The organism is Acidobacteriota bacterium (assembly GCA_016208495.1).
Classification (GTDB): Bacteria; Acidobacteriota; Blastocatellia; order Chloracidobacteriales; family Chloracidobacteriaceae; genus JACQXX01.
In genome coordinates this window covers 24,335-43,747 of record JACQXX010000055.1, presented here as the reverse complement: position 1 = coordinate 43,747, position 19,413 = coordinate 24,335, and the positions used below count along the sequence as shown (strand labels likewise).

At 50.9% G+C, this 19,413-nt stretch carries 16 protein-coding genes; 4 read left to right on the top strand and 12 right to left on the bottom strand.

The genetic code is table 11. The features are described 5' to 3' along the window. Positions 1 to 153: 153 nt before the first annotated feature. Positions 154 to 1,323 carry a DUF1343 domain-containing protein gene (locus tag HY774_09510; GenBank protein MBI4748717.1) on the top strand — a complete coding sequence of 390 codons (1,170 nt, stop codon included), beginning with the start codon at positions 154 to 156 and terminating at the stop codon, positions 1,321 to 1,323. Between the two features lie 51 nt (positions 1,324 to 1,374). On the opposite strand, the gene HY774_09505 is transcribed toward HY774_09510, so the two are convergent. Further along, positions 1,375 to 2,055 (bottom strand): Uma2 family endonuclease, encoded by a 681-nt coding sequence (locus HY774_09505; GenBank protein MBI4748716.1) that lies wholly within the window; start codon positions 2,053 to 2,055, stop codon positions 1,375 to 1,377. A 217-nt stretch (positions 2,056 to 2,272) separates the two neighbouring features. Here HY774_09505 and HY774_09500 point away from each other — a divergent pair, with 217 nt between their 5' ends. After that, on the top strand, positions 2,273 to 3,172 hold the full coding sequence (locus HY774_09500; GenBank protein ID MBI4748715.1) for an FHA domain-containing protein: 900 nt from the start codon (positions 2,273 to 2,275) through the stop codon (positions 3,170 to 3,172). 220 nt (positions 3,173 to 3,392) lie between these two features. Here HY774_09500 and HY774_09495 read toward each other — a convergent pair whose 3' ends face one another. From HY774_09495 to HY774_09480, 4 genes are all read right to left on the bottom strand, one after another. Next, positions 3,393 to 5,321, bottom strand: a complete 1,929-nt coding sequence (locus HY774_09495; protein ID MBI4748714.1) for a hypothetical protein — start codon at positions 5,319 to 5,321, stop codon at positions 3,393 to 3,395. 65 nt (positions 5,322 to 5,386) lie between these two features. Then, positions 5,387 to 6,412: an SPFH/Band 7/PHB domain protein gene (locus HY774_09490; GenBank protein ID MBI4748713.1), complete on the bottom strand. Its 1,026-nt coding sequence runs from the start codon at positions 6,410 to 6,412 to the stop codon at positions 5,387 to 5,389. Positions 6,413 to 6,474: 62 nt separating this feature from the next. Then, a complete protein-coding gene (locus HY774_09485; GenBank protein ID MBI4748712.1) occupies positions 6,475 to 6,957 on the bottom strand; it encodes an NfeD family protein in 483 nt (160 codons plus the stop codon). A gap of 186 nt (positions 6,958 to 7,143) precedes the next feature. Next, the gene (locus HY774_09480) at positions 7,144 to 7,476 is read right to left on the bottom strand and encodes a hypothetical protein (protein MBI4748711.1); all 333 of its coding nucleotides are present in this window, start codon (positions 7,474 to 7,476) and stop codon (positions 7,144 to 7,146) included. 566 nt (positions 7,477 to 8,042) lie between these two features. On the opposite strand from HY774_09480, the gene HY774_09475 reads away from it, so the two are divergent. Beyond that, entirely contained in the window at positions 8,043 to 8,408 is a 366-nt protein-coding gene (locus HY774_09475) for a zinc-ribbon domain containing protein (protein MBI4748710.1), read from the top strand. Positions 8,409 to 8,804: 396 nt separating this feature from the next. Here HY774_09475 and HY774_09470 read toward each other — a convergent pair whose 3' ends face one another. The 7 genes from HY774_09470 to HY774_09440 form a co-directional block, all read right to left on the bottom strand. Further along, a complete protein-coding gene (locus HY774_09470; GenBank protein ID MBI4748709.1) occupies positions 8,805 to 9,875 on the bottom strand; it encodes a PAS domain-containing protein in 1,071 nt (356 codons plus the stop codon). A 23-nt stretch (positions 9,876 to 9,898) separates the two neighbouring features. After that, positions 9,899 to 10,603, bottom strand: a complete 705-nt coding sequence (locus HY774_09465) for a response regulator transcription factor (GenBank protein ID MBI4748708.1) — start codon at positions 10,601 to 10,603, stop codon at positions 9,899 to 9,901. A gap of 153 nt (positions 10,604 to 10,756) precedes the next feature. Beyond that, on the bottom strand, positions 10,757 to 11,467 hold the full coding sequence (gene phoU / locus HY774_09460; GenBank protein ID MBI4748707.1) for a phosphate signaling complex protein PhoU: 711 nt from the start codon (positions 11,465 to 11,467) through the stop codon (positions 10,757 to 10,759). Between the two features lie 273 nt (positions 11,468 to 11,740). Continuing rightward, positions 11,741 to 11,962, bottom strand: a complete 222-nt coding sequence (locus HY774_09455) for a hypothetical protein (protein ID MBI4748706.1) — start codon at positions 11,960 to 11,962, stop codon at positions 11,741 to 11,743. A 142-nt stretch (positions 11,963 to 12,104) separates the two neighbouring features. After that, positions 12,105 to 13,574: a HAMP domain-containing protein gene (locus HY774_09450; GenBank protein ID MBI4748705.1), complete on the bottom strand. Its 1,470-nt coding sequence runs from the start codon at positions 13,572 to 13,574 to the stop codon at positions 12,105 to 12,107. Between the two features lie 315 nt (positions 13,575 to 13,889). After that, positions 13,890 to 14,423: a hypothetical protein gene (locus HY774_09445; protein ID MBI4748704.1), complete on the bottom strand. Its 534-nt coding sequence runs from the start codon at positions 14,421 to 14,423 to the stop codon at positions 13,890 to 13,892. A 41-nt stretch (positions 14,424 to 14,464) separates the two neighbouring features. After that, positions 14,465 to 15,640 carry an IscS subfamily cysteine desulfurase gene (locus tag HY774_09440; protein MBI4748703.1) on the bottom strand — a complete coding sequence of 392 codons (1,176 nt, stop codon included), beginning with the start codon at positions 15,638 to 15,640 and terminating at the stop codon, positions 14,465 to 14,467. Positions 15,641 to 15,945: 305 nt separating this feature from the next. On the opposite strand from HY774_09440, the gene HY774_09435 reads away from it, so the two are divergent. After that, positions 15,946 to 19,224, top strand: coding sequence for a PD40 domain-containing protein (locus HY774_09435; GenBank protein ID MBI4748702.1), 3,279 nt, complete (start codon positions 15,946 to 15,948; stop codon positions 19,222 to 19,224). Positions 19,225 to 19,413: the final 189 nt, after the last annotated feature.

Below are 19,413 nucleotides of genomic sequence, written 5' to 3'. Positions count from 1 at the left end.
GGGTTTCGGGGTTCAGGGTTTGAAAACAGAGTTCTGGAAAAACAACCAAAAGGACGAAAAGGACAAAAAAGACCTAAAATCGAAGACCCGGAACCCCGAACCCCGAACCCCGAACCCGGAACCCGGAACCCCGAACCCGGAACCCTAACTCTTATGCAAACTGGACTTGAACGAATTTTTGACCATCATCTGGACTGGTTGCGTGGAAAACGCGTTGGATTGATTGTCCATCCGGCGTCGGTTGACCTGTGTTACCAGCACGCGGCTGACCTCTTTCACGCCCGCCCGGAATTTGAACTTACGGCGCTGTTTGGCCCCCAACACGGTATTCGTGGTGAAACCCAGGACAACATGATCGAATGGGAAGGCTGGCCGAAAGACAGCCGAATTGGTGCTCCGGTCTATAGTCTGTATGGGAAAGCGCGCAAACCAACACCGGAAATGCTTGAGAATGTAGATGTTCTGGTGTTTGACGTTCAGGATGTCGGCACGCGGGTCTATACGTTTATCTACACCATGGCCCTGGCCATGGAAACCGCGAAGGAAAAAGGAATTCCCTTTGTCGTCCTTGACCGCCCCAACCCAATCAATGGACGCGACCTCGAAGGACCAATCCTGGATCCAGCCTACGCCTCATTTGTCGGGATGTATCCGATTCCCATGCGCCACGGCATGACGATTGGAGAACTGGCACGACTCTTTAACCACATCGGCAACATTGGGTGTGAACTCTATGTCTCTGAAATGGCTGGTTGGAATCGAACACTCTGGATTGATAAAACCTGGCAGCCGTGGGTGATGCCCTCCCCCAATATGCCAACCCTTGATACAGCAACGGTTTACCCAGGTATGGTGATGTTTGAAGGCACCAATGTTTCTGAAGGTCGTGGCACAACCCGCCCCTTTGAAATCATTGGAGCGCCGTTTATTGATCCGTATCAACTCACTGACCATCTGAATTCGCTGGGGTTGGCCGGTGCTTACTTCCGCCCGATGTTTTTCCAGCCGACGTTTCACAAATTTGTTGGTGAAATCTGCGGTGGACTGCAGATTCACATTCAGAATCGGGCCAGCTTGCGGTCGTTTCAGATTGCAGTTGAAATCCTCAAAGCCCTGCATCGCTTTTATCCGGAACACTTTGCGTGGCGACAATCGCCCTACGAGTATGTTTTTGACAAGTGCGCCTTTGACATCATCGTGGGAAACAACACGCTCCGACAGCAAATTGAAGCCAATCTTCCCTGGGAAGAAATCAGCGCGACGTGGCAGGATGAAGTGGAAACGTTTATTGAACTGCGGCGGGAATTTCTTTTATATGAATAAGTTAGACAGTAAAAAAAACCACTGAATAACATTCCTTTTAGGACCAGTGCCTCACATTTGATCAGGATCAACACCTAACGCGCGCAGTCGTTCAGCTAATAGCTCAGCCCGTTGTCGTTCAGTTTCAGCCATCTGAACCGCCTGTTCTTTCTCGTGTCGGGCTTGATCACGCTCAAGAAAAAGTTCCTGAACCGTCAAAAACCGTTCGCCATCTGGTCGGTACAAAACAAGTTGCGGGTGATTTACCTCAAATCGGATCCCCAACCGTGGACTCACCCAACCGTCAGGGTTTGGCTGCAAATGAAGCCGGTTATCACGTCGAACCCAGACTTCGAGCACATTTCCCTGTGGATTGTAGACATAATATTCCTCAACTCCATACTGCTCATAAAACAATCGCTTTTTCTGCATCTCAAGGTAAGTATTGCTCGGCGAAAGGATCTCAAACACAACGGCTGGGGCAACGTTATTTTCTTCCCATTGACGATAGCTTCCCCGGTCTCCTTTGGGGCGTCCGAATGCAACCATGACATCTGGAGCCTGGACGATGTAAGAATTCGCCTCAACCGGATACCAAAACAAATCGCTGGCGACATAATCGGGCAGCATCGCATTGAGGTTTTCCTTGATCGTGACAATCCACCGATATTGCACATCGTTTTCGGCCATTGGTTTCCCATCACTTTCTGGGTAGATTATTTCCGCAGGTTCTTTGTGGGCGAGAATGGACATACAGATCACCTCTCTGATTTCTGGCCAAGACAATATATTACAAAGTTGTACAAATTTTCAACCGGTGAATATTTCTCAGTGTAGCAGTTCAAAGCTTATAATCCAGCAACATAGAAAAATTGCTTGTACAAAGAAGCACTGGTTTGGAATCATGGGAACTTCCTGACTCCTGATCATTGACCACCAACGAATATCAACTGACTCACTCGAAAAACCTATGGCATTCAAAGACATCATTGGCAAATTGCGTGGCTGGATTGACGATGAAGAAGACGTCGAGGTAGCAGAGAAACGCCGGGCACCAAGCCGGTGGGAAGAATTCCTGGTCACGGTGGCGCGTGGCATCGAAGAAGTCATGCAGGCTGAGATGTTTACGCCGCCGGGGGAACCAACCTACATTCCACCGGAATACATCGTGTTTTTGAGCAAGGAAGATGATGCCGACTGGCAAGGCGAAAAACGCCGTGGGTTCGAACGTGGCCTGCACACCGTGATTGCCGAACGGGCTCGCGAACTGGTCGGAAGTGGTCGGCTCCAAACTCAAACCATCGCGCTTGAATTGCGAGTTGATCCAAATCTGGAAAAGGGGAAATTTCGCGTCCAGCCCGTCTGGGATTCAACTCCGGAAATGACCCAGGTCAAACCTCGGACACCACCGAAACCGGCACCAGCACCGCCTTCCCCGACTATTCCAAAAACCGACGCCCTCGATGAAGGTGCCACCGTAGTCAAGCCCCGAGGACAACCGGCTGGGTTGGTGGATGATGAAGCCACGGTTGTCCGTCCTCGGACAGCGCTTTTTTCAATCACGGTGCTCCACGCCGGACACCACCAGTCATCAACTCCGTGTTATAAAACTAAAGTCGGAATTGGGCGTGGATCACAAGAAGATGTTCGGTTGACTGGAGATATGGAGATTAGCCGCTCACACCTGGAATTAGAGCGCACTGACGATGGCAGGTTTTATATCACCTGTTTAGGCCGCAACCCGGTGATTATTGGCGGAAAAGAAGTTCAAACTGATAAGCGGGCTGAAGTAACTCCGGGTGAGCCAATTTACCTGTGTAGCTTTACCCTGCAGATTGATCTGCCGGCAACCCAGCCGCTCAAGAATTAAGTACCTTGTCATAAGTTTCCTGAGATATTGGATTTGGTAAGTGCTTGATTTTTTTCCGTGGTTTCCGTGGTTTCCGTGGTTAAAATGTCTGGAAATTTTCGGTAAGGTACTTAAGAATTAAGAAAAAATTGGTTCCTGGTTTTTGGTGTTTCTTCGAAAGTATTGATTTCTAACCACTAACCACTAACCACTAGGGATTCTCTTCATTCTTCATTCTTCATTATCCCTTTGGTTTCACTTTGGGTGCAGGCGGTGCCGCTGGTGAGAACCGATAGCGAATCACTTCGGTCAGCGCCCGGTCCTTTTGGTTGGATTCCAGGGTGATGTCTTCCACATACCCGGCCACATTGATCAGCGAATTCAAATTTGAACTGAAAAACGGATTTGGTCCGCTGGCGACGTCTCCGGTCTCTTCATCTCCCATTTCGGTCGCAGTATCTGATGGCACAAACTCAAGCTGCTGCATCAAGCGGCGGTAGGCTTCACGACCAGCACCAAGTCGAACAATGGCAAACCGGTCAGCCGTTTTGGTCTCAGGGAGCAGTGCCGGCTGGCTCTTCGCCTGGAATTTAGCGGCAATTGCGGCACAGAACTCAGGCCGGCTGGCAAAAATCACATAATTCCCCACCTGTTGATAAGCCCCACCCTGTTGCACCAGATCGGTTGGAGGCACCCGCACCCCATTGGCAAGCGCCTTCCACTGAAATGAGGCGGCTGTTCCAGGCACGACCAGTCGGCCACCCAAAACCTGAAGCGCGGCGGCCTCAAACCGCGAAGCGTCAAAGGAACTGCCACACTCCACCACAATCGCCTGGTTGATTTGCATAAAGGGCCCACCACTGCTTTCCGGCTTTACATTCCCAAGTTGAACAAAACTTGTCGGTTTAGCCCGGTTCAGGATCTCAGCCAGGTCTTTTTCAAACTGACTGTCAAGCTGCTGCTGGAAGGAGGGAACCGTCAATTTGGCTTTGGTTCCGGTCAATGTTGAAGCCGGGTCATCAACGTCCTGATCAAATCGCTGGTCCAGAAACCGATACCGCTCAAGCTGGTTGGCATCAGACGAATTTGACTCTTCAGAATAACTTGACGGAGAAAATGACAGATTTGAGGGTTCAATCGGTGGTCGAAGCGGTGGGAAGATCAACTTTGCCAGATGTGTGGTGAGTTGGGCTTGCTGAGTGGCTGAAGTAACCGCTGAGGCAGAAACTGACTGCGTCTCATCCGGGACAAACTGCAACAATCCAACCAGGTTAACGGCTCCAGTTTGAGGTGCAGATTGTTTCGCAGCCTCATCTGCCAGCACCACCCAACGCCGCTCCCAGATGCCTCCAGAAGCAAACTCAAGGTCGGCCAGACTGGTGTTCACCTGACTCAAGTTGGCTTGCTTCCCTTGAACCCAGTACGTGCCGAAAAACCGCTGGTCGCGCAGACGCGGTGCATCAACCCAGAGCGTCATATCGTGCGGCGTAAAATCCTGGGCAACCGCCAGCACGGGCGACATACTGACGGCCAGATGATCCGTGGCATCGGTGGCATTTCGGTTGATCAAATTATCCAGCGTCCGCTGCATCAGTGGCTCAGTGGTGGTAAGGATCAACTTCCCATCAGAAGCCGAGAAACACAATCCCTGCCGCAACCGTCCACCGTCGGTTGCCAGCTCCTGGACAAAGTATTCAAAGTTGCCGCGCCGATGCGAATCAAATCGAGGCGATTGTTTAAAGAGCATCGTCGCCGTGGCCTGGGCAAGCGGAAGTTCACTGATGTAAACCAGCTCGACCTTTCCCATATCGTACAGCGTTGCCGCCGATTGACCGCCAGCCATTGAAATGGCCTGATCTTCGGTAAACTCAATCCCGGCACCCTGTTCAAACTCCCGAAGTCGTTCCTGGAGTTCAAGATAGAGCCGCGATTGGGTAAATGCCCGATAGCTGGGTGAGTTGAAATAGTTCTCTTTGGTCTTGGAATCCTGCCAGGTTTTGAGCAATCCGGCCAAATCTTTTGTTTGAACATAGGCCAGTGCGCCACGTGGCATCAGGCGGGCAAACGGAAGCTTATCGGCAGCGGCCAACTGTCCTCGATCTGAAGCCAGCGCCAGCAGACTCACCAGGACAATTCCCCACAATGACCAGCGAAGAAATGATTTCGACATAACGATACCCCACATTTAACAGACGAACACACCAGGGATGTGCCCATTTCAACTCATGTCCCAACTTATCGCTCAACCAGTTGCTTGGTCCGCGCCGGAGGCAAAATTTGCTGGGTAGGAATAGCTGTTCCTTCTTGTGGCTGAGTCTCTTGAAACAGTTCTTTAAAGGCACCGATTGAGGAAAACAACTGTGATGTCTCAACCGGCATAAAGATGACTTTGCTGTTTTGACCGGCTGACATTTCACGCAGGGATTCGATATAGCGCCCCATAATCAGATATTGCGCCGGGTTTGACTGACCGCCCAGGGCACTCGCCACCTGACGTAACGCCTCGGCTTCGGCTTCAACCGCACGCAACCGGGCCTGGGCGGCCCCTTCAGCCCGTAGAATCTGCATTTGTTTGTCGCCTTCAGCGCGGGTAATTGACGCCTGTTTCTCACCTTCGGCACGGGTAATGGCCGCCTGTTTTTCACCTTCGGCCTGGAGCACAACGGCACGCCGGTTTCGTTCAGCCGTCATTTGTTTTTCCATGGTGATGCGGACATCATCTGGCGGATTGATATTGCGGACTTCCACCCGTGTCACTTTGACGCCCCATTTGTGGGTGGCATCGTCCATTACCATGCGCAGCCGGTTATTGATGGTGTCACGCGATGAAAGGGTATGATCCAGATCCATTTCTCCCATCACATTGCGCAAGGCCGTGGTGGTGAGCTGCATAATGCCGCCGGTCAAATCCGCGACTTCATATACGGCTTTGACCGGGTCGGTCACCTGCCAGTAAATCACTGAATCAACCCCAACGGTGACGTTGTCGCGAGTGATGACGGGCTGCATGGGGAGATCGGTGAATTGTTCGCGCAAATCAATCAGTGTCACTCCAGGTCGGAATCCCGCCCAGTACATCCCCCGAGGTCGTTCGATAAACGGCATGACCAGATGCAGACCACTATCAGCCAGCTTTTGGAATGTTCCCAACCGCTCAATGATCATCACACTCATCTGCGGGACGATATATACTGACTTAGCAAGAGTTACCAAAATGCCAATGACAATAATTGCGAGGAAAAACAGAAGCAGTCCTTCCATGAGAAATCCCCCTTTCAGATGTACCTTTCACCAAGCAAAGGCTTATCTGTTTTGAGCAGAGTTTATTTTTCCAACTCGCGCCACGATGGTTCACGACGGGGCTTGCGCACATAGAGACTATTGCCGTCCACACGAGCAATCTCGACCTCTTCACCTTCCTGGAGGAGATCAATGTCCTCTTCAGGGATCGCCTTCCAAATCGAGCCGTAGACCTTGATTTCCCCTTCTCTGAGGGCCCCCTGACTGGGCGTCACCACCACTCCACGCTGGCCAGGTAAACTACCCGTGCCAACTCTGAGCGAAGAGCGATCAGTATCCGTAACCAGATATTTCAAAAAGATCGTGCGCGAAGCTGCCGTCAAGACAATGGAGGTAAATAAGAAAACAAGGGTTTGCAACCCAAGACCACCAACTCCTGCCAGTGCCAGGAGCGCAGCCAGAATCGCCCCAATTCCAAACCAGAGCAGCACAAACCCTGTGGTAAAGATCTCAGCCACAATAAAGGCGACGGCCAGAAGTGCCCAAACCACCCATAAATATTCCATAAGCGGATGATACTGTGTTGGGTTGAAATGATCCTGGTTTGTTGTCAGTTGTCAGTTGTTGATAAACCCAGATTGTTCAACAGGTTGATTGACTGTGAATCAGAACAGATCAGTTGCAATTGAGCTTGAGTCGCAATGGTGAATTGCCGGCTTCATTATGCCTACCAAATTCAAGGCACGTCAAACCTAAAGAAGGGCGGAACTCCGTTGCAGAAAGGTTGCTTGAGCTTGACAGTTTCCGCCCGGATGGGCGACGGAGAGTAGCCGGTGGTTTGCCGCTTTGGGCACACCACCGGATCTTCGGTCTGATTCTGTTCGCGCCCGGATGGGCGCTGGAAAATTGTGCCGGTCAGATATTCTCAATTCTGTAAACCCGTTGAGATTTTGATCCAGCGCCCATCCGGGCGCGAACCTGCCGGGGCTTGGATTCCGGAGGGTGCGCCTCAAAGCAGGTTGCCCACCGGCTACTTTCCACCGCCCATCCGGGCGAAAACCGACCTTTCCGCAACGGAGTTTCATGATGTCTCAGTCCTCAGGCTCAGGGCTGAAAACTTCGGGCTGAAGAATTGGTTTTATTTCATCCCTCATCCTTCATCCCTTCCTTTGCCCCAAGCCCCAAGCCCTGGTTTTTTTAGTTCAGAACACTAGAAAAATTCATTTTTCTTCAAATCTCAAGTGTTACACTAGGTCATCAAGACTAAATATCGAGAAAAAAAGGCGTTACTCTTCACAGCCTCTTTCTTATTGAAAAATCAATTAGTTGCGGCCCATGACAGGTCAAACCAGGGAAAAGCGCCAGACAAAATGCTTGACAATCACTTTAACTTCGGATACATAAATGATTGTCAACAGACACCTTTTCACTCTTTAGTAATCCAACACAAATCGAGCCAGGGGGAATCGGAAAGGTATTCAGACGGGGGTCTGAATGCTTCGGTCGAGGTCTGCCTGTTTTTTGTTTTCAGACAGGTTTCAGATGGCGATCCGGGGACGAAGTCTGCCCGTTTGCACGTGTCTACACCCTGCTCTGCACTTATCGTGTGAGCAAAAGCGCCTTATAGTCATTAGAGGAGTCGAAGAACATTATGGAAGAGATCAAAGAGTACGAAGATAAATCAATTCAGTGCGTCGAATGTGGAAGTGATTTTGTATTTACGGCTGGTGAGCAATTGTTTTTTGCGGATAAAGGACTGAAAAATACCCCCAAACGCTGCAAGTGTTGCAAAATCAAGAAAAACGAACGCTTTAATGCCTTGCTTTCCGCCATGAGCACCGATGGTAGCCGTCCTCGGATTCAGGTGGCGGTCGAATGTGCTCAATGCAGTGTCAAAACGACGGTTCCCTTCCTGCCAACGCAGGGCCGTCCCGTTTATTGCCGTGACTGTTTTTTGAAGATGCAACCGGTCGAACTGACCCCAGTTGCGCAGTTAGCCACCCATCCTGCGGCATAAACCTGCCCAGGTTAACCGTTCTCCTCTCAACTCGGGTGACATTCTTTTGCAGTTCACCCACCGATCTTTACAAGCGGGCACGCCAAGGTAATCAAAAGGCACAATGGGTCCAGGTCGAACACGGGGTTCTTCTCCTAAGGGGTTCATCAAGGCTACGTGGTGCAAGTTAACTCTATTGAAGGGAGAGGCGTGCAGAAATGATATTGCAGCCATAGGCTGTGTGAACGCGATGAGCGACTCACACAGCCTTTTTTCATGGTTGGGGCTGAAGAAAGCGGGCTGAAAAAACCAGGGCTTGGGGCTTGGGGCTGAAGAACTCAGGCTGAAGAACTCGGACTGAAGAATAAACTTTTCGAAAAAGCACCAGCACTTTCTTCATTCTTCATTCTCAATTCTTCACGCCTGTGGCGGGCACAACAACTTGATATGAAATGAAGTTCCTTCGTTGGGAGTGCTTTCGACCGAGATGTCGCCATGGTTGGTGTGAACCAGGTGTTTCACAATTGCCAGCCCCAGCCCCGTACCACCAGTTTCCTGTGAACGTGATTTATCAACCCGGTACAGGCGCTCAAAAATCCTGGGCAGATGGTGGGCGTCCATCCCAATCCCGGTATCCTTCACAGTGATGACCACATGCTCCGGGTCTTCCAACCGGGCACTCAGGGTGATGCTTCCTTTCGGACGATTAAACCGGATGGCATTCACAATGAGATTCATCAGAACTTGTTCCAGGCTTTTGGTATCGGCAAAGACTCGAATACCGGCAGGTACAGCGTTGGTGAACGTCAAATTTTGTTCCTCAACTTCGGCGGAAACCAGTGTGGCCAGATTTTCGACAAAAGCTTTGAGATCAACATCCGTCAATGTAATTGAAACCTCGCCACCTTCAATCGCCGAAAGATCGGCAATATCTTTGACCAGATTCAACATGCGTTTGCCGTGCTTGTTGATGATCTGAAGAAACTCGACATTGTAATCAATGTCATAAATCGCCCCATCGAGGAGTGTTTCCACATACACCAGAATGGAAGTCAACGGAGTGCGCAGTTCGTGTGACAGATTGGCAAAAAATTCGCGTCGGACACGTTCTAATTTCACCAACTGGGAAATATCGGAAAATACACCAATGGCGCCGTTTACTGTATTTCCTGGGGCTAATAACAGTGGAGTTGCTCGAAAGCTATATGTGCGGGTCTGGCTGTTGAGAAATTCGACTTCACCTTCAAACGGGGTGCCATCCTGAAGAACCTTGCGAAACCCCTGATGAATGGTTTTGTTGCGGGTGGCATCAACCAGGCGGAGGAGCCGCCCGGACGCATCCTGCAACCGGAGTTTAAAAATCTCAGAGGCCGCCTGGTTATAGAGAACAATATTGGTATCCTGGTCAATAACCAGAATGCCTTCGCGAAGTGACCCGAGCACCGCCTGCATTAAGGCTGGTGAATACTGGTTTGGTGGCGATTCCATGATAGGTGTGGGTGGGTGGGAAATCAGGTTGCGGCGACGATTGGCTTGCGAACTTCAACAAAGCGATAGCCAATCCCAACTGCCGTTTCAATATAGCCTTCAATGCCCAGCTTTTGTCGCAACCGTCGGATGTGAACATCCAGGGTTCGGGTTTCGCCGTCGTAGTCAATCCCCCAGACGCGATCCAACAGATATTCACGCGTCAGGACACGACCTTTGCTTTGAGCCAGCAACTTCAACAATCCAAATTCCTTGCGTGTCAAATTAACTTCCTGTCCACTACACCGGACAATGAAATGCGCGTAATCAATAAAGAGCGTTCCATCGTCGTAGACTGGTGCGGTGGATTCACCTTCGCTTCGGCGTAAGACGGCATAGACACGGGCGATCAACTCACGGACACTGAATGGTTTGGTGATGTAATCATCCGCCCCAAGACTGAGCCCATGCACCTTGTCGGTTTCGTCCATGCGGGCTGTCAACATAATGATTGGAATTTGGGAGGTCGTTTCTTCGCGGCGCAACCGGCGGCAGATTTCAAAGCCGTTCATCAAAGGCAGGTTGATGTCGAGAATGATCAGGCTGGGTGGATGCTCCAGCACGCTCCGTAACCCGGTTTCCCCGGTTGAAGCAATTCGTACCTGAAACCCGCCTTCTCGTTCCAGGTTATACCGAATGGATTGAGCTATATCCAGGTCATCTTCAATGACAACAATGTTTTTTTTCATAGGTACTTCCAAAATTACAACTGGCTGATTGGGGGGTTATCTGCGGCTACGATGGTTGTCGGCAAACACAACAAGCCGTGAATTCACTTCCTGAAACCCCATAAAACACCAGGCTTTCCAGGTATTCACACGCCAACCTGGTCGCCATCCCCCTTACCAGGCCAGGTTCAATCCGCTGTTTTCCGACTCATCCCCAGAGAGTCGAAGATTATTGCAATGCTTGATGTTGCTGCCTTCGACCATATACACCACCTGTTCACAGATGTTGGTGACATAGTCGGCAATGCGCTCCAGATGCTTGATCACAAACAGCAGTTCAGCCGCCCGGACGACACAGGAAGCATCGTTAGACATAAACAGCAGGAGTTCATCAAAAATGCGGCGATAGAGCCGATCAACTTCCTTGTCATTCAAAATGATACTTCGCGCCCGTTTCGCATCGTGTTGGGCCATCGCATCCAGGGCATCAATCAGCATGTGGTGAACGATGTCAGCCATACGGGGGAGATCAATATAGGGCTTGAGTTGAGGCTCATTGTTGAGCTTGAGCGTATGCCGGGCGATATTGACGGCATGATCGGCGATTCTTTCCACCATTGGTGTCGCCCGGACAATACTCACGATGAACCGTAAATCATCATCCGAAGAATTCCGAAACCGCAACAGGTCAACACACATCTGATCAATTTCGGATTCGATGGTGTCAATTTCGTCATCTTCATCAATCACCAGTCGGGCCAGTCCAGAATCTCGATGAACAAGTGCCTGCGTGGCCTGGGCAATAGCCACTTCAGCCTGGCCGCCAAACAGAAGAAACTTATCGCGCAACTGGTTTAATTCGGCTTGCGTCACGTAGGTATTCATTGGGGGGGAGGATCCTCAAAAAAGAAATTTGTTTAGAGTATACCAAAAGTGGCCGGGTGTCTGCCTTGGGCTAATACCACTTTCCGAACCCTAAAAATCGAACCTCCAAACCTGCCAGCCTGCAAACTGATGGATTGCCACGTGCCTGCTCGTTGTGAGTGATCTGATCGAAAAAATTGTGGTGGGGCACTTTGGTTGCAATCTAAGAAAGTCCTGTTACATCCATGTGACGAAGCGGGAAACCAAATGAAGAATGTGGTTAGTGGTTAGTGGTTAGTGATGCCAGTGAAGAGTTGAAAAAATGAGCGGATTTGAACCCGCGAAGCGGGTGGCAGGCTCGTAGCCCAGGGTGCAACCCTGGGAAAACGTCGCCTCCTCACCCCCGCCCGGCCAGCCGCCGCCTACGGCGGCGGCTGGCCGGGCGGGGAAATTTGGATTGGAGATGACCCGCAGCCGGTGGTGGCGCGTCCAAAGCGACGCTGACCACCGGCTCACCTTACTCCATCCCTTCAGGATGAAAACCAAAAAACACTTCAACCCTTCACTGGCATTAGTGATTAGTGGTTGGTTCTTGGTTCTTGGTTCTTGGTTCTTGGTTCTTGGAAGGTATTGATTTCTAACCACTAACCACTAATCACTAACCACTAGATGGGTTCTTCATTCCTGGAAGTACTACCTCGAAAACCGCCCCGTGTTCACTTTCCAATAATTTCAAGGTTCCATGATGGGCTTGAGCAATCCACCGACAAATAGACAACCCTAATCCAAACCCGCCTTGTTCGTTGCTTCCAGTATGGCAATGACGATAAAACCGGTCAAAGATTCGTTCCCGATCTTCCTTTGGAATACCAGGTCCTGTATCACAAATCACCACCCGAATCCGTGGTTGATGCAATGTATCTTCAGGCATAACCTCAACCTTGAGTTCGATTTGCCCACCAGGAGGAGTGTATTTGAGGGCATTATCCAGCAAATTGAGGAGCAATCTCCGTAACCACTGACGGTCTCCAGGAACCAGGGCTTTTCCGTCGGGCACGATCCGGCGTAACTGTTGTTCGCGAAGTTCCGCCAGCGGCGTGAAGGCATCAATAACTTCTTCACAGAGCACTCCCAAATCAATGGGACTTGATTCCAACGCCAGCTCGCCACTATCTGATCTGGCCAGTGTCAACAGATCATCAACCAGTTTGTTTAATCGCCGAGTTTCTTCAAGCAGGCTTTCAAGGGTTTGCTGGTAATCTTCCGCCGGTCGTTCTCGCTGCAAGGCAAGTTCAAGTTCGCTCCGCATAATCGCCAACGGCGTGCGAAATTCGTGTGACGCATCCGCCGTAAATTGACGCTGTCGTTCAAAAGCAACGTTGAGTCGGGTGATCATCTGATTAAATGTTTCGGCCAGGCGCGCCAGTTCATCGCCTGTTTTCGGCGTCTGAACCAGTTCCCGCAGGTTCCCTTCCCCAATTCGTTGAGCGGCACGGGTCAACTGATCAACCGGCCTGAGCGTCTGCCTCACAAGCAGCCACCCACCACTCCCCAACAACACCAGAATAATCGGGATACTGACGCCGACAACTTCTAAAACCGTGTTCTGGAGCCGGATCAACCCATCTAGCTCCTGCCCAACCGTAATAAATAATTCCAACTGGCCTTCGCTCCGAACAGCCAACGTTGCCAATCGCAGGCGATGACCGCGATCCAGTTCAATCGTTTCAAAATACGGAGTTGAAAGCCGACCCGCCTGCCGCCAGTTACCAAGGGGTCGGGAGGGTGATTTGCCAAGCAACGTCTGTTCTGACTGCTCCAGCACCTGTTGCGACACATTTCCGGTTTCATCTACAAACTGAATCAATTGTGGCGGGAGCACCAGCCCACCAGATTCGGGGGATGCGGGAACAGCCGGTGACTCAGCAAACTCAGTATCATTTTCCACGGTCGGGTTACCGCTGGCATTTGCCGCCAGGGCTTGAACATGAAATTGAAGCGATGAATCAACCAGATTCAGAAATGTTTGTGAGAGGAAAAAATAGAGCACACCTCCCAGGATCAGCAGCGCCGCTCCGACAATGCTCAAATACCAGAGGGTGAGTTTGGTTCGGATAGACCAGGACATAGGAAAACCCAGGAGAATGAAGTTAGTGGTTAGTGGTTAGTAATTGGTTCCTGGTTCTTCTTCGAAAGTACTGATTTCTAACCACTAATGCGAATGAAGAGTTGAAGCAGTTTTGGTTCTTAACCTACGAAGTAGGTGACGGCTCGTAGCCCAGGGCGAGTCTGCGAGCCCTGGTAAATGACCCACATCCGGTGGTGGCGCGTCCAAAGCCACGCTGACCACCGGCTCACCTTACTCCATCCCAACGGGGATGAGGACCAACCACCACTTCAACCCTTAACTGGCATCACTAACCACTAACCACTAACTTCATTCTCAATTCTTTCTTGTTCCTTGAAGCAGTTCTTCGGGTGAGACACTGGCGTCAGCCTGGGAAAGATCAATTTCAACAATTTTCCAATGACGGTCACTCATTTGCTCCATGCCGACAACCGTGGTTGAATCATCTTTTGGGTTGCGCAATGTGACCTGAGCGGTTTTGCCTTGCTGGTTGATCGAAGCCAGCGTCATTTTTCCAAAGGAAATTGACTCAGGGTGTGCCAGACGCTCGTCAATTTTTCGGCGGACAATGGATTCGGCCAGATCCAAAGCGGTGTCCCTTCCCATCAGAGGCAGGTAGCTTTTTATCGTGGGGCTCACTTTTTGTTCCACGGTATGTTCTACGACCCGTCGAACGTCAAAATGATGATAAAACTGGTCACGATCCTGTTCGCGCAATGCTTTTCGAAGCACATAGAGCGAATATACCGGTGTCCCGGTCGCATAATAGGCGGCTCCAGCCACGACGACCACAACGACCACAACAATGGCTATCAGGCTGAAAACAATAATCTTCCAGTAGTTCTTCATAGTTTGTGAAAGCGGTGTCAAGCCACCGCACTCCAACATTGCTACTTCGCACCTCTCGCCTTTTGGCGTTGACGTTCAACAAGTTCCGGCAAAACTTCAATCACGCGGTCAATTTCCGCTGATGTCGTGTAGCGGCTCAGGCTGAATCGAAGGCTGCTCCGGACCCGTTCCCTGGAAAATCCCATCGCGGCCAACACGTGGCTCGGTTCGGTTGATCCTGACGAACAGGCGGCCCCGGTCGAAACCGCAATTCCTTTTAAATCAAGCGCGATCAATAAACTTTCGGCATCAATCGTGTCAAAGCTCAGATTGATCAGATTTGGCAGGCGTGAATTGGGATCACCATTGACCTGAAGCCCAGGGATTTTTTCGATCAGAGATTGTTCCAGATGATCACGCAGGCAAGTAACTTCAGTTATTTCAGCGGCTTGCCGGGAAGCCAGTTCCGCAGCTTTCCCACATGCGACGATTCCGGCCACGTTTTCAGTTCCGGCCCGGCGATCCCGTTCGTGATGACCACCCAGTTGTTGAGCCGCGAGTCGCACGCCTTTTCGCAGGTATAGCGCGCCAACGCCTTTCGGTGCATGGATTTTATGGCCTGAAAGTGAGAGCAGATCCACACCGAGTTCTTTCACGTCAATCGGTACTTTTCCAGCCGCCTGAACGGCATCCACATGGAAATACAGGTGAGGGCGGTGTTCCTGTGCTTCGCGAACCAGTTTTCCAATCTCCGCAACAGGTTGCAGGGTTCCGACTTCATTATTGGCCATCATGATAGTCATTAGAATGGTGTCATCGGTGAGTGCCGCCCGAACATCCTCCAGCCGAATCAGTCCATGTTCATACACTGGAAGCCGCGTCACCCGAAACCCTCGGTTTTCCAGTGCCGCACAGGGGCCAAGCACGGCAGGGTGTTCAAAAACCGTGGTAATGATATGTTGTCCGGGTCTACCATAACTTTCCGCAATTCCCCGAATTGCCAGATTATTGGCTTCAGTGCCACCACTTAAAAAGATGATTTCAGAACTTTCAGCCGCACCGATCAGTATCGCGACCTGCCGCCTTGCCCGCTCAATCGCCGCACGGGCTTCCTGACCAAATGAATGCACTGATGATGCGTTCCCAAACGCCTGGGTCAGATACGGCAGCATCGCTTCGACAACTTCAGGGGCCACGGCAGTCGTGGCTGCATTATCAAGATAAATTTTTGGGGTCATAGGTTGAGAAGAGCGAGTAGCGAGTAGCGAGTCGTTCAAACCCACACTCAATCATGAGAAGAGCGAGGAGCAAGGAGTTCAAGTACACAATAGTGAATAGCATTCCTCAGATAAAGCAAATCCCATCTGCTTAGCTCACGCTAAAGAATAAAACTTTCTCCAATTGCATATTTCAAGAATGCTCTGGTGGGTGTAAAAGGTAGTAACGTACTACTCGCTACTCGCTACTCGCTACTCGCTTTCTCACAATTGATAACCGCTGCATTTTACAACTGAAGATTTTTCTTTTCTGGAGGCTTTACTTCATGCTTGGCAAACGTCTGGTTTGGCTTGCGTTCTTGTTTTTAGCCGGCACGTTTTGTGTGCACGCTGAAGAAGGACGGCTGCTTCGATATCCTGATGTACATCAGAATCAGGTTGTTTTTGTGTACTCCGGCGATTTGTGGATCGCCTCAACCCAGGGTGGTCCTGCCCGCCGATTGACCACTGACGAAGGTCAGGAACTCTTCCCAAAATTCTCTCCCGATGGAAAATATATTGCCTTTACAGGCGAATATGACGGCAATCGCGATGTGTATGTGATGCCGGCCACAGGTGGCGAACCCAAACGGCTGACGTACAGTCTCGATATGGATGCCCTGCCGGACCGCATGGGACCGGATAATCTGGTGTTGGGCTGGACGCCGGACAGCAAGCGCGTCTTGTTTCGTTCACGACGAACCAGCCTCAATGCCTGGACCGGACAACTCTACACGGTTGGTCTTGAAGGCGGCCTGCCGGAACAACTTCCCGTGCCACGCGGTGGCTATGCCTCGTTTTCCCCGGATGGCTCGAAAATTGCCTATAACCGGTTGTTCCGGGAGTTCCGCACCTGGAAGCGCTATCGTGGCGGTCAGGCTGACGATGTCTGGATTTATGATTTGAAAACCGGCGCGCTTGAAAACATTACCAACAACGAAGCTCAGGATGTGTTTCCGATGTGGAGCGGCAACAAAATCTATTTCTGGTCAGACCGCGACAAAACGACAAATCTGTTTGTGTATGACCTGACTTCAAAAGCGACGAAAAAGCTCACCAGTTTCACTGAATATGACGTGAAATTTCCATCGCTTGGCAAAGGCGCGATTGCCTTTGAAAATGCCGGGTATATCCACTTGCTTGATCTGGCAACCGAGCAATCCCGCAAGCTGACCATTGAACTCAACGACGACCGGAAATTGACCCGACCGGAGTTTATCAACCCACGAAACCTGATTGGAAACTACAGCCTGTCACCAGATGGCAAACGCGCCGTGATTACGGCACGGGGCGAGGTGTTTACCATTCCAGTCGAAAAGGGCAATACCCGGAATTTGACCAATAGCTCCGGTTCACGTGAAAAAGACGCAGCCTGGTCGCCTGATGGAAAATCCATTGCCTATATTTCAGATGCCACTGGTGAAGATGAAATTTATGTGATCCCGCAAGATGGCTCAGGACCAGCGGTTCAGGTGACCACGGGCGGCAATGTGACCCGTTACGGCCCATACTGGTCACCAGATAGCAAGAAACTCATTTTCTCAGACGCCACCCAGGCGCTGCACTACATTGATCTCGACACCAAAAAAATCACCCAGATTGACAGGGCCAAAGCGGGTGAGATTCGCGCCTACACCTGGTCGCCGGACAGCAAATGGATTTCCTATGCCCGCCCGGATGCCAGCGAATGGAATTCCAACGGTTTTTCAACTGTTCATCTGTACTCACTGGCGGAAAACAAATCCTATCCGGTCACCGATGCCTTTACTGACAGCGGCAGCCCGGCGTTTGATCCATCCGGGAAATATCTGTTTTTTGTCTCAAACCGTGATTTAAATGCCACGGTGGGCACCTTTGAATGGAATTATGCCTACCTGCGTACCTCACGCATTTTCGCGGTCACGCTCCAGGCAGATGCCCCGTCACCATTTGCGCCGGAAAGCGATGAAGTCAAAATCGGTGACAACGCCAAACCCTCGGATGCCAAAAGCAGCGACAAGCCAGCCGAAGCTCCCAAAGTACCAGATGTCAAAATTGATCTGGATGGAATCCAAAACCGGATGGTAGGGTTCCCCATGCCGCCAGGAAATTATGTCGGGTTGCTGACGGCCAAAAACCGGGTGTTTTATATCAACTTCCCCAACTACCAGATGACCGGGGCACCGACTGAGCGCACGACGCTCCGTATGTTTGAACTCGACAAGCGCAAGGAAACCGAAATCGCCGCCGTTGGCGGCTATGACCTTTCCGCCGACGGTGAAAAACTGATTTACCGGGCTGGCAACGGGCTCTTCTTGATTGATGCCAAAGGCCCGGCCAAACCTGGGGACGGTGCGGTCAACCTGGATGGCCTCCAAATGAAACTGGATCGTCGGGCCGAATGGAAACAAATTTTCAATGAAGCCTGGCGTCTGGAACGCGATTTCTTCTATTCACGAAATATGCATGGCGTGGATTGGAAGGCCATGCGTGACCGTTATGGAGCCATGCTTCCCAACGTTTCGCATCGGTCTGATTTGACCTACCTGATCGGTGAAATGATCGCGGAATTGAACGTTGGTCACGCCTATGTCGGTGGCGGGGATGCCCCCCGGAAAAAACAAGTCGGCATTGGACTCCTTGGCGCTGAATTTGAAACCGTGAATGGCCTGTATCGCTTGAAGAAAATTTATCAGGGCGAAAACTGGCGCGAAGAACGTCGCTCGCCATTGACCGAGCCCGGCATCAACGTCAAAGAAGGCGACTACATTCTGGCCATTGACGGAGCTGAGGTTCGCGTTCCAACCAATCCCTACGCCTTGCTTGAAAACAAAGTCGGCATCGTGGTGACCCTCAAAGTCAATTCCCAGCCCACGTTGCAGGGGGCTCGCGAGGTGAAGGTCCGCACGATTGAAAGTGAAACTGATCTGCGGTACTTCAATTGGGTTGAAAACAATCGGCGCTATGTCGAACAAAAAACCAATGGCCGCGTGGGCTATATTCACATTCCGAATATGGGTGGCGAAGGGTTGAATGAATTCGTCAAGTACTATTATCCGCAGGTTCGCAAAGAAGGACTGATTGTGGATGATCGCTACAACGGCGGCGGCAACGTGTCACAAATGATTCTGGAGCGATTGCGCCGGGTTTTAGGTGCGATGAATGCTCCACGTGATAGTGCCACAACGACCTATCCGACTGGCGTCTTTACCGGTCCGCTGGTGTGCCTCCTCAATGAGCTGTCAGCCTCGGACGGCGATATTTTCCCGGCGATGTTTCGACAATACAAGCTTGGAAAATTGATCGGGAAACGCAGTTGGGGTGGCGTGGTTGGCATCAACGGGCAAACACCGCTGGTTGATGGTGGGTATGTCACGATGCCGACCTCCGGCCAGTTTAATGTGGCCGGTCAATTTCATATCGAAGGCCACGGCGTTGACCCAGATATCGTCGTGGATAACCCGCCAATGGACGAATTCAACGGCAAGGATGCCCAGCTTGACCGGGCCATTGAAGAAGTCCTCAATGAAATGAAAACCAGACCGGCGGCGCTTCCAACTCGTCCGGCGGATCCAGTGAAGAACTAAACCCCAAAGTGTCAGGATACCAACTTCTGATCACTTTTAGGATCAGGATAGCTGAGACCCAGAGATAGGAGATAAAGAAACAAGGTGGACGTTCAAGAGAAAGATATCAAATTGGCCTTTCTGAATCTGAATTATTCCTCTTGAAAACTGTTTTTGAACCAGTTGTTTCTTCTGCTGTCTCTGTGTCTC